Source organism: Chamaesiphon sp. GL140_3_metabinner_50, from assembly GCF_025361915.1.
In the GTDB taxonomy this organism is placed as follows: Bacteria; Cyanobacteriota; Cyanobacteriia; order Cyanobacteriales; family Chamaesiphonaceae; genus Chamaesiphon.
Genome location: NZ_JANYJC010000321.1, coordinates 1 through 10,972 on the forward strand (window position 1 = coordinate 1; position 10,972 = coordinate 10,972).

The 10,972-nt window shown below is 44.3% G+C and carries 13 protein-coding genes and 1 pseudogene; 6 read left to right on the plus strand and 8 right to left on the minus strand.

The features are described 5' to 3' along the window. Positions 1-7 precede the first annotated feature (7 nt). On the plus strand, positions 8-148 hold the full coding sequence (locus Q0R35_RS19600; protein ID WP_366944918.1) for a type II toxin-antitoxin system RelE/ParE family toxin: 141 nt from the start codon (positions 8-10) through the stop codon (positions 146-148). A gap of 80 nt (positions 149-228) precedes the next feature. Here the strand turns inward: Q0R35_RS19600 and Q0R35_RS15820 are convergent, their stop codons facing one another. The 3 genes from Q0R35_RS15820 to Q0R35_RS15830 all read right to left on the minus strand — a co-directional run bounded on the left by Q0R35_RS15820 (position 229) and on the right by Q0R35_RS15830 (position 1,505). Next, on the minus strand, positions 229-825 hold the full coding sequence (locus Q0R35_RS15820) for a hypothetical protein (protein WP_295620458.1): 597 nt from the start codon (positions 823-825) through the stop codon (positions 229-231). Positions 826-942: 117 nt separating this feature from the next. Beyond that, positions 943-1,242 carry a type II toxin-antitoxin system RelE/ParE family toxin gene (locus Q0R35_RS15825; RefSeq protein ID WP_295620461.1) on the minus strand — a complete coding sequence of 100 codons (300 nt, stop codon included), beginning with the start codon at positions 1,240-1,242 and terminating at the stop codon, positions 943-945. Then, complete coding sequence (locus Q0R35_RS15830) at positions 1,239-1,505, minus strand: type II toxin-antitoxin system ParD family antitoxin (RefSeq protein WP_295620464.1); 267 nt, start codon at positions 1,503-1,505, stop codon at positions 1,239-1,241. The genes Q0R35_RS15825 and Q0R35_RS15830 overlap by 4 nt, the downstream gene beginning before the upstream one ends. Positions 1,506-1,635: 130 nt before the next feature. Between Q0R35_RS15830 and Q0R35_RS15835 the strand changes: the two genes are divergently transcribed. Further along, a complete protein-coding gene (locus tag Q0R35_RS15835) occupies positions 1,636-1,803 on the plus strand; it encodes a hypothetical protein (protein ID WP_295620467.1) in 168 nt (55 codons plus the stop codon). Here the strand turns inward: Q0R35_RS15835 and Q0R35_RS15840 are convergent. From Q0R35_RS15840 to Q0R35_RS15855, 4 genes are all read right to left on the minus strand, one after another. Then, positions 1,768-2,415 carry a DsbA family protein gene (locus tag Q0R35_RS15840; RefSeq protein ID WP_295620470.1) on the minus strand — a complete coding sequence of 216 codons (648 nt, stop codon included), beginning with the start codon at positions 2,413-2,415 and terminating at the stop codon, positions 1,768-1,770. The two genes, Q0R35_RS15835 and Q0R35_RS15840, sit on opposite strands and share 36 nt — an antisense overlap. Before the next feature lie 3 nt (positions 2,416-2,418). Next, complete coding sequence (locus Q0R35_RS15845) at positions 2,419-2,877, minus strand: hypothetical protein (protein WP_295620473.1); 459 nt, start codon at positions 2,875-2,877, stop codon at positions 2,419-2,421. 20 nt (positions 2,878-2,897) lie between these two features. Then, on the minus strand, positions 2,898-3,488 hold the full coding sequence (locus tag Q0R35_RS15850; RefSeq protein WP_295620476.1) for a Uma2 family endonuclease: 591 nt from the start codon (positions 3,486-3,488) through the stop codon (positions 2,898-2,900). A gap of 75 nt (positions 3,489-3,563) precedes the next feature. Continuing rightward, a complete protein-coding gene (locus Q0R35_RS15855; protein ID WP_295620479.1) occupies positions 3,564-6,089 on the minus strand; it encodes a U32 family peptidase in 2,526 nt (841 codons plus the stop codon). 398 nt (positions 6,090-6,487) lie between these two features. Between Q0R35_RS15855 and Q0R35_RS15860 the strand changes: the two genes are divergently transcribed. Then, positions 6,488-7,228, plus strand: a complete 741-nt coding sequence (locus Q0R35_RS15860; RefSeq protein WP_295620482.1) for an ATP-binding cassette domain-containing protein — start codon at positions 6,488-6,490, stop codon at positions 7,226-7,228. Positions 7,229-7,308: 80 nt separating this feature from the next. Beyond that, positions 7,309-8,835 carry a glycine betaine ABC transporter substrate-binding protein gene (locus Q0R35_RS15865; RefSeq protein ID WP_295620484.1) on the plus strand — a complete coding sequence of 509 codons (1,527 nt, stop codon included), beginning with the start codon at positions 7,309-7,311 and terminating at the stop codon, positions 8,833-8,835. A gap of 122 nt (positions 8,836-8,957) precedes the next feature. Here the strand turns inward: Q0R35_RS15865 and Q0R35_RS15870 are convergent, their stop codons facing one another. Next, positions 8,958-9,947, minus strand: a complete 990-nt coding sequence (locus tag Q0R35_RS15870; protein WP_295620487.1) for a PEP-CTERM sorting domain-containing protein — start codon at positions 9,945-9,947, stop codon at positions 8,958-8,960. A gap of 259 nt (positions 9,948-10,206) precedes the next feature. Here Q0R35_RS15870 and Q0R35_RS15875 point away from each other — a divergent pair, with 259 nt between their 5' ends. Beyond that, positions 10,207-10,419, plus strand: coding sequence for a hypothetical protein (locus Q0R35_RS15875; protein ID WP_295620491.1), 213 nt, complete (start codon positions 10,207-10,209; stop codon positions 10,417-10,419). A 256-nt stretch (positions 10,420-10,675) separates the two neighbouring features. Next, positions 10,676-10,972, plus strand: a pseudogene (locus tag Q0R35_RS15880) (CTP synthase); the annotation flags it as partial.

A 10,972-nucleotide genomic window follows, 5' to 3' on the forward strand; every position in this document is an offset into this window, starting at 1 on the left:
GGGAGAAGTGCGTCAATGGCGCATTAAAAACTTTAAAGATTATTTAGTATTTTATCGCGTGCAAGACGATCGAGTTGAGATTTTGCGAGTTTTACATGGGGCAAGAGATTTAGAAGGTATTTTATCAACTTTAGACGAAGAGAGTTAAGCTGTATGAAATAACATTGGTAAGATGGATAATTCAGTCGTTCGGATCGTTAATTGGGAATCGACCGCATAATTTTGAATTTACCGATAACTTAATGAAGCTCGTCGTATTTCCCTAGTACATGCTTTTCGTAAATTTATTTGTTCGATCTCATTTAAGCATTGCCATACCACAAGGATAGGACTTACACCATCTTTTATATCGATGAGTGGATACTGATGACCCTGGTAGCTTTCTCTAACAATCCAATGACCTTTTAATCTTCGTCGGATAACTTCTCCTACATATGCAACTAAATTATCGTAGAGTTCAGCCTGAACCTTTTCAAGTCCATAATCTTCAGACTTACTAGACAAAATATCCAGACTTCTATATGAAAAATTTAGCAGATCGCGCGAAACATCCAAACAATTTCCTAGTTCATCAATTAATTCGTCAATTTTGTTAACAAGCTGTTCTTTATATTTTGAATAATAGATCCAATGGTCAGTGGTATGAATACGACCGTTAGCATGGTCTTCTCTAACTTTCTGTGTTCGTCGAATTGATAGTGAAAAATATGCTCTGGTATAAATATCACCTCTACCACCGATCGACATTTCTTTAGGATCGAAAACAAATAAAAATCGGTCATCTGATAGCTCATAGACTTGAGGTTGATTTTTATAGCCAGTCATGTAAGTTTCCTCAAGAATATTTGTAAATTCTTGGTGTAACTTTCCCTCTAAAGCTATTAGCTCTTGAACCTGTCTCCTTGTGAGCCGTTTTGAATTAAGCCTCATAGATTCTATCGATTAATTCAATTTATCGAATAACGATCGTAAATCCTGTCTGCCGCTGACAACACGAACAATCTCAATTCGATCTTCGGTCACACGATACAAAATAACGTACCCTTCCAACGGTAATCCTCTCAGCCCGACTTGTAAATCATCGTAGCTACGACCAATATTAGGAAAGCTTGCAAGTTGTTGACAGCGTTTGTTAAATCCCTGTAAAAACTTTTCTCCCGCTTCAATATTTAAATCTGCAAAATATGATGAAATCGACTCCAAATCGTGAATCGCAGGTTGTGAAATAATGTACTCGCTCACCCTTGAACCTCTTTAGCCTGTCGCAATTTTGCCAATAAGTCATTCACTACCGTTTCGCCATCAACACCTTCACCCCGTTCGAGCGATTCAATTCCCTCTGTTACCAGAGCGCGAGTCTGAGCGATCCAAGCCCGATCTAATTGCCGTTCTTTCTCCAACAGCTTTAATGCCACTTGCAGTACTTCGTCAGCCGTTTGGAAGCTACCTGTGGCAATTAAATTGGCAACCATTGTTTCTTGCTCGGAATTTAGCGTGATGCTCATAGCTGGAACGAATTATAGTTAAATGTTCTCTTAGTTTAGCAAACTCTTTTAGCTTGAAGACTCGATCGCGATCGTCACTAACGATATTTAGGCTAAACTTGAGTTAGAGTCGTTATCTAAATCGATCGCTATGCAAGTCCAAGACCTCACGACTGATGAACTCAAAACCCTAATTCGGGAAACTGTTGCGGAGGCACTAGAAGATATCATCCCCGATCCAGATGAAGGTTTGACGGTTAGGGAAGAATTCAAACAAGAGCTTTTAGAAATTCAGCAGCGGAGAAAAGCAGGAACTTGAGTTAAAGTCGTTATATAAGTAGTTACGTAACAGAATTAGTCGATCGTTACCCCAAAAAAGTTCGCCATTTACGATAAATGTTGGTACGCCGAACACTCCCGCATTAATAGCACGATCGATCGCTTCATCGAGCTGATTCGTGGTTTCTTGTGCTTTGAGAGCGATCTGGAAATCTTTAGTAGAAATACCACAAATCTCGGCACGATCGATACATTCGCGCTCGTCAATTTGGGTTAGTGAATTTTGAAACATTGCGGCAAATAATAAGTGGCTGTATTCTGCTACTTTGCCAAACTGCTTTGCTACCACACACGATCGTGCGAGTAATTCGGAATCAAATTGCACTCTACCGCGAGGTTCTAGATACGGGACTCCGTATAATTTAGCCCACCGCTGGGCATCGAGTTCGCGATAATTCCATTCATATTGTCCCGAAGGTTTGCTTGCAAATGGATTGTGTTCGCGCTGAGAAATTAGCCTTGCGCTGTTAATTGGATGCCATTCGACGTGACAGCCAGTTGCTGTTTTGAGGGCATCAATTTGTGTAGATGCCAGATATGAATAACGACTACCGATCGAGTAGTAGAAATCAACATTTGCACTTTTTATCATACATTATTCATCCTGGAAGATCGTGCCTTGATGATATAATATTTTCCAGCCAGTGTTAGCTCGTCGCCATAGAGTCGTGCGTCGAGTCACGCGATCTGATTGAATGAGAGTATAGGTAAGCAGATAATTATCGGTGGCGATTTTGCAGCAATAAAAGTCTTTTGTTTGCCAAGTATTTTCGGGTGCAGAGTGGATGCCACAGTATGCTGAATCTTGATAGCGTTTCGCTACTTCTGTTAATGTATAATCCCGACTATAGCGGCGACCGGAGGCTCCAATTTCCCAAAATGCGGCATCTGTCATGTTCTCTAATTCTTGGCGCGTTCTACCGAATTCTGGGTGGTGGAAAATCGGTTCGCGTTGCATGAGTTCGGTGAGAATATCTACATCTGCGGCATCAGTGATAAATTCCGGTGGAGAATCGATATAATCTTGACTATGTTCCGATTTGCTCTCTGTCATGATTCCTGACTGGATGGAATTTATGTTCCGGCATTTAGCACTTCAATTGCTGTCAATTCTAACTCTGGAAACGTCGGCGAAACAATCGTAAGATCGCCGATAAATATGACATTATTATAGGCTCCATCTTTGAGTATGCAAACAGTTACTTTAAGATCGATCGGATCGACAATCCAATATTCAGGAATATCTAAGACTGCATATTCGCTATGTTTTGCGCGATAGTCTACCGTTACCGTCGAAGGACTTACTACTTCTACTACCAATAACGGCGGCGGTTCATTTAATGGAATCAAAGATTCGCGTTTTTTTAAGCCATTCCATTGTGCTAAGGGTAGCACCACTACATCTGGTATTCTAGCCGTCTCCCAGCGGGTGCCTCTAGGCGATTGAATTGCAATTTTCATGTCTTTAGCAACCCAAGCCAGCCCCAATCGCCTAATTTCAGCCTTAAATCGATCGTTGAGGAATTCACTAATATCGCCATGTTCGCCTGTTCCTAATGACATGCGAACTAGCTCCCCATCCACCAGCTCGTAGCGAGTATCCGTGCCATCATTATATGTAAGATATTCTTCGATCGCGATGCGCTTTGTTGTGGCGATTGTCATCGGGCATTTCCCTTACTTCACCTGGATAATTACCATTATATCTGCTCTGAACTCTGACACGGATATTGCTAGTAATTATTCCCGATCTTGCACTCCTAATGAGCCGCGCGTTACGCCTAATTGGTTGCTTAATTTTAGACCTTTCCATAATTCGGCACCGCTAATTTGACCGCCTAATAATTGTTGATAATAGGCGATCGTTTGGCTGACTTCTGCGGGGGTTTCATTGACAAATTCTAACCGGAAATTATAGACACCTAATTCGATTAAACGGTGGATATATTCCGCGCCAGTTTGGGCGACACCGTTGTAGACGGTATTGCGACAACCCGCATCGGCGTGAAGGATATGTTCGGTGCCGACTCGATCTTTCAATTTGACTTGATGTGATTCGCAGGGGCGACCGCAATTGGTATAATCGGTACCTGTGGATAAGAAGGCACAAAAGACGCAGTGTTCCATGTGGAACATGGGCATGTGTTGGTGGATGGTGACTTCAAACCAATCGCGGGGACAGTTGCGGATCAGGGCGGTTAATTGGTCGATGTTCAGGTCGTAGGAGGCTGTGAGACGATCGAAGTTATAGTTTTGGTAAAAATAGTCGGCGGTGAGGGGATTGGCGACGTTGAGGGCAAAATCGCCAACGCAGCGTTCGTTTTTAAAAACTTCTAGGTGGTCGTAGTTGCGGATTAAGTAACCATCGGCATCGCTCGATCGCACCTGTTCTAAAATCCAATTTTCGCCGGATTTAGTAATGCGTGGTGGGGCGACAAATATTTGGATCGGGTTGGTTTGCTGCTGTTTGGCGGCGCGGACCAGGGCGACGGCTTCGCTGTATTTACGGGGGTCTTCTAGTTCGCAATAAATTAGGGATATTCCGGATGCGATCGCGGCGGGAATTTGATCTAGTTTGCGGACTAATATGTGCAGTTGAGGCGGGTTTAAGGTGGCGTTACTAATTACGGGGAGGATGTCTGTTAATTGACGATCGGGTGTGAGTTGCCAGGGTTTGGATCGAGCGCGAATTTCGGTAAGTTTAGTAACTAATTCGCGGCGTAAGTGGTTGAGTGAGCTGACGGGTAACATCAGATCGCCAACTAAATTATTGGTCAGATTTCCGAGTTTGTACGGTGTATTTCCCAGTCGTCCTAATTGGGAACTTAATTTCTCGGTAGTGAGGGGTTGGTTTTGGGCGGTGGCTAATAAAATTTCGGACTCTACTCTAATTGTATGTCCGATTTCATCGCGGGCGATCGCGGTTAATGGTTGGTTGATTTCTCCATGTATTTCGAGATCGATCGGACGTTGAAATTGAGGAACTTCGCCTGCATAAGTTTGTCGAATTTGTTTGTCTAATTCTGGATCGCTGGTTTTCCAAACTTTATCGCCGATATAGACTTGGCGAAAATTAACATTACCGCGTCCGAACGCCAGCATGATTTCTGTGCTTTCGTCTCCATTCGTAAATACCTCATAAACGCGTCCGCCTTCTTCGCGATCTTCAGGATGCCCGCAATCGAAAACAATGCCATCGCCCGGTTTAATTGGCGCGATCGGATTAATGGTAATTGCCTCGCGATCGGGATAAACTCGAATGACTTCGCCTAAATATACGCCCCGTTTTTTTCCGAATCTGGCATGTACTAAAGCTTGATTGTCGATACCTTCAAACCAGCCTGTATATAGCCCCCGCGAAAATGCCATTTCGAGGTTATACGTGTCTGGTTTCGCATCGAATTGTGGCTCTAAATCTGCCACTATTTTATCGATCGCCGATCGATATACTCGCGTCACGCTGGCTACATATTCAGGCGTTTTGAGTCGTCCTTCAATTTTCAGACAACTTACGCCACTTTTAATAATATCTGGTAGGACATTTAAGCCAGCCAAATCTTGAGGACTGAGGAGATATTTCTTATCGCCCAAATGATATAGCTCATCATCCACAATCAGATCGTACGGCATCCGGCAAGCTTGGGCGCATTCGCCCCGATTTGCCGATCGACCGCCTAAAGATTCACTTGTCAAACATTGCCCCGAATAAGCGACACATAATGCGCCATGCACGAAGACTTCGAGCGGCATGGAAATTCGATCGTCTTCCAGTCGTTCGTGAATTTTATCGATTTCTTTAAGCGAACATTCTCGTGCTAATACAACTAAATTGCAGCCTAATTCGTGGGCAAATTCGACCCCCGCCGCACTCGTTACCGTCATCTGCGTCGAAGCATGAATTGGGAAATCTGGCGATAAATGTCTAATTAATTTACAAATACCGACATCTTGCACGATCGCCGCATCAACACCAGCTAAAATCATACTGCGGAGATACTGCTCGGCGGCTGGTAATTCTTGCGTAAATACCAAAGTATTCAGCGTCACGTATCCCTTAACTCCCCGCTGATGCAACCATGACATCAGTTCGGGCAAATCTGCCTCTGTGAAGTTCTCAGCCCGCATTCTGGCATTGAACCGCTCCAACCCAAAATAGATGGCATCCGCGCCATTCTCGACGGCTGCTTTGGCACATTCCCAATTCCCCGCTGGCGCGAGTAATAAAGGGCGATGGGTGCGGGTGGGAGTGGAAGTAGGTGCAAGCATACGATCGAGCTAGGGATATTCTATGCCTCTGTATTCTAGCTTTATGGGGATGGGAGTTGGGGGATGGGAGATGGGAGATGGGAGTTCGGGATAAGGACAGTTGATTTGCTCCGCTCCAGCACCGCCCTGAACTAAAGTGTTTCGTTCCGAAAGGCTACGCCAACGGGCTAATAGCTCAAGTTCTCTGAAGAGAACTGCTAAATTGATTAGTTCGTTTCAACGAACTTTTGCTATTAGCCCCCGCTTGGTGCGCTAAACCGTCGGGAAACCCGACGAGCGCGCATCCGCAAATTCATTTGAGGGCGGTGCCCAAACGAAGCAAGGACTCCGTACTTCTTACTTCTTACTTCTTACTTCTTACTTCTTACTTCTTACTTCTTACTCCTTACTCCCACCTTATGCCCCAATCGTCAGAAATTGCTGTTGAATTTAGAGATGTAGGCTTTGAGATTAACGATCGACAGATACTATCTCACTTAAATCTTACTATTTATCGAGGGGAAACGATCGTGCTGTTGGGGCGGAGTGGGAGTGGCAAAACTACGACGCTTAAATTAATCGATCGATTATTAATGCCGACGACGGGTACAGTATTGGTAGACGATCGATCGACGCATGATTGGGATGAGATTAAATTGCGGCGGCGAGTTGGTTATGCAATTCAAGATATTGGTTTATTCCCTCACTTTAATGTTAGTGAAAATATCGGCATCGTTCCAGCTTTAGAAAAATGGCAAAAACATCGAATTGAAGCACGAGTTTATGAAATGTTAAACTTGGTAGGATTAGCACCCGAAATATTCGCACATCGATATCCTCATCAGCTTTCTGGTGGGCAACGTCAGCGGGTAGGCGTGGCAAGAGCTTTAGCTGCCGATCCGCCAATTTTATTAATGGATGAACCTTTCGGCGCACTCGATCCGATTACGCGGTTGGAATTACAATGCCAGCTTCGATCTTTACAAACTCAGTTAGGTAAAACAGTCGTGTTTGTCACTCACGATATTCAAGAAGCTTTTTATTTGGGTACGCGGATTGGGTTGATGTATGAAGGTGAATTAGTAGTATTAGGAACAAAGGCAGAATTACTCGAATCTCAGCATCCAGAGGCACGAGCTTTTATTGCTTGCTTGGGGTGAGATGGGGGATGGGAGATGGGAGATGGGAGATCGGGAGGAGGAGGTAGGCGATAGAGTGATAATTTTAAAGGAAGATAATTTTGTTTTCAAATATAGATAGTTCGGAAATTTTATTGCGTAGTGGCGAACATTTATTTTTAGTTGCAGTGGCGATGGTAATCGCGATCGCGATCGGTATTCCGTTAGGAATTGTCATTACTCGCAATCCCAAACTAGCTACCCCAATTCTGAGTATTGCGAATGGCTTGCAAACTATCCCCAGTCTGGCAATATTTGGCTTTTTAATTTCTGTCCCCTTCCTCGGTGGTATCGGTCAAAATCCGGCAATTGTCGCACTGATTCTTTACGCCTTACTTCCAATAATTCGGAATACTTATATTGGCATTACCAGCATCGATCCGGCAATTAAGGAAGCCGGAACGGGGATGGGAATGACCGATTGGCAACTATTAACCCAAGTCGAAATTCCCCTAGCTTCTAGCGTAATTTTAGCAGGAATTAGAGTCGCCGCTGCGATTTCTGTGGGCGTGGCGACAATTGCCGCAGCGATTGGTGGTGGTGGATTGGGGGTATTTATTTTCAGGGGATTGGCGACGTTAGATAATCGGTTGATTTTAACCGGAGCTATCCCCGCAGCCGCGATCGCCCTGGGGCTAGATTTAAGTCTGGGCTGGGTAGAAACTCGGCTCAGACAGCAACCAATTCGACTGGATAAGTTCGATCGTAAATATGCGATTATCGGCGGTGTATTTGCCTTATTAACGGCGATTGCGCTCGGTAGTAATTATGTGCGATCGCCAGAGACGATCGCGATCGGATCGAAGAATTTTACCGAGCAAATTATTCTCGGCGAACTATTAGCCCAACAGATAGAAAATCATACTAAATTAAAAGTCACTCGCCAGTTAAATCTCGGTGGGACATTTATCTGTCACGAAGCTGTAAAAACTGGCAAAATTGCAGGCTATGTCGAATATACCGGAACCGCTCTCACCGCAGTATTAAAACAAGAACCCATCAAAGATCCGCAAGTGGTTCTCGATAATATTACTAAAGCATATACCAGCCAGTTTCAACTAGCAGTCATGCAACCATTGGGGTTTGACAACACCTTTGCCTTTATTATCAGAAAAGCCGATGCCCAAAGATTGCAAATTAAAACCCTATCGGAAGCCGCTAAATACACGCCCCAAATGCGCGGTGGATTTGGCTACGAATTTCTCGAACGTAAAGATGGTTATCCCGCAGTATCAAAAATTTACGGTCTGAAGTTTGCTAAAATTCAACAGATGGAATTTAGCCTCATGTACCCAGCCATTAAACAAAATCAAGTCGATTTAATTGCTGCCAATTCTACCGATGGTTTAATTCCGATCCTAGATTTAGTTATTCTAGCAGACGATAAAAAGTACTTCCCACCCTATCAAGCCGTACCCGTATTTAATCAGGCAATTCTTACAAAACATCCCGAACTTAGAACGGTTATCGATCGATTAGCTGGCGCAATTTCGACTCAAGATATTCAACAGATGAATTACCAAGTAGATAATAAATCAATTCCAGTCGATCGAGTCGTGCGGGAATGGCTTAGATCTAAAAAAATCTGATTAATATCTCCGTGCCTAAATTAAATCCCCATCACTATTGAGGACGATCGGACTCAATAATCATGGGGATATCCAGCTTCAGACAGAATTACCAGAATTAGAGGGGTAGTTAGTTACCCGATTTAGGCTTTATCGGCTTTGAGTTTCTTTCTCATCCGCAAGGCGGCTGTACCACCCACAAGGGTACCGATAATAGTAAAGGGTTCCGGAACTGCCGTGGCTGTAGCACTGGTATCGACACGAGTTGCGAAACCAGTTAACGCGCCCGTACCATATAAGCTTAAATCGCCGTCAATGCCACTAAATACGGGATTAGGATCGGCTGATGATGGGGCTAGAGTATCTGCCTCAAATTGGAAATTGACTTGGTTCACATTCGCGAAATAAAAGATGGCAGCCCCACTTTTATCGGTTTCGGCTACGTTGATACCTCGTCCAGAGAAAAGATAGCTGGTGGCATCTTGGGTCGGAATTAATGCTTGAGCGGAGCTACCAACTTGATAACCGACTAAACCAGCACCTTTGGCAATTCGTACCGCTTCATCTTGTCTTAGGTTAGTCGTGCCAGCACCTTCTCCATCTACGTCGTAGACTAGCAAGCGCAACGCATCTGCGGTATAGCGGGTGTTAGTGCCACGTTCAAACAGCTCGATCTTGTAGTCTAGTCCGCCCTTGCCAAGTCCAGTCGCACCAGCAGTACTCGTACCAGCAATTTGATATAGGAATGCTGCATCCTGGTAGGCTGCCGCAGTAGTAGTAGGGGCAGTAGTAGTAGCCGAGCGGAAATTGGGAATGTGCTCTACAAAAGAATAATTAGTTCCCTTGGCTGTGGCGGTAAATACGGCATCGAGTCCGTTACCTAATGCACCAGCAACACCGGGCGCAACGTTAGTGTAACGAATTGCAGAGCGGCTATAGCCAGCACCAAAGCCAAAGCCAAAAGGATCGGCAGCGATGTAATCTGCATCAGTAGCCACAGCAGTCGTAGCATTGAATTTCAGATCGAAAGCCGCCGCTTTGTCGGTTTGGCTGACGGTTGCCACAGCAGCCATTAATAAGGACGCAAAGATCGAACGGTTGCGGGAAAGCAATGACAGAGATGTGTTTTTCACGATCGGGGTTCTTGATTTTAAAAAAAAATAAATTTGCAAGATCGATGCTTGCAGTGATTCAACTCTCAAATGAATTGAGATGAGTCGGAATATTGCTAGGGATGAACTATTATTTAGTCGAGCATCTCCGCTCGTTACGCTCATAACTAAGCAAAATGGCTTAGTTTTTAAAATTACCTTACTTCCTAACCACTCAATCTGAAAGATGGTAATACGTACTTGACAAATTTTTATTTTTACGATTAATTGAGTTTTCTCTATGAATCGATGTCGATCTACCCATCTCGAAGATCGGCACGATCGAGGGGAAAGAGCCGCTTTTATTGAGGTAATGTCTAAGCTTCAGCAGCAATTAATTCATGTCCTCAACATCACCTCATCCTCAGCAGCTCGCTCGAATTTGTCCACAGGAAAAATTCAATTACAATATAGTTACTTTTCGATCGCCCCTATGCACAATTCAGCATTTTAGCTTAATTGTGCCAAATCTACTCGATCGAGCCTGTTCTAGCGTTGCCGAATTTAGAGATGATTTACTCAGAATTACGCTAGATCCCCGACTTCTTTAAGAAGTCGGGGATCTGTCTTCTTACTCCCATCTCCCATCTCCCAACTCCCATCTCCGATCGACGTAGCACGAAGCAATTGGCAGCCAGTGGTTTACAATGATCTAGTCGAACGGCTTGCCGTCTACGCAAGTAATCGGGTAAAAGAGAAAACCAAAAACAATGACTAAGTTTGTATTCGTCACTGGTGGCGTAGTTTCGAGTATTGGCAAGGGGATTGTCGCGGCGAGTTTGGGGCGATTGCTCAAATCGCGCAACTATTCAGTCTCGATTTTAAAGCTCGATCCTTATATAAATGTCGATCCGGGCACGATGAGTCCCTATCAGCATGGCGAAGTATTCGTCACTAAAGATGGCGCAGAGACAGATTTAGACTTAGGACATTACGAGCGATTTACCGATACCTCGATGTCGCGGCTCAATAGCGTGACGACTGGGGCGATTTATCAGGCGGTGATT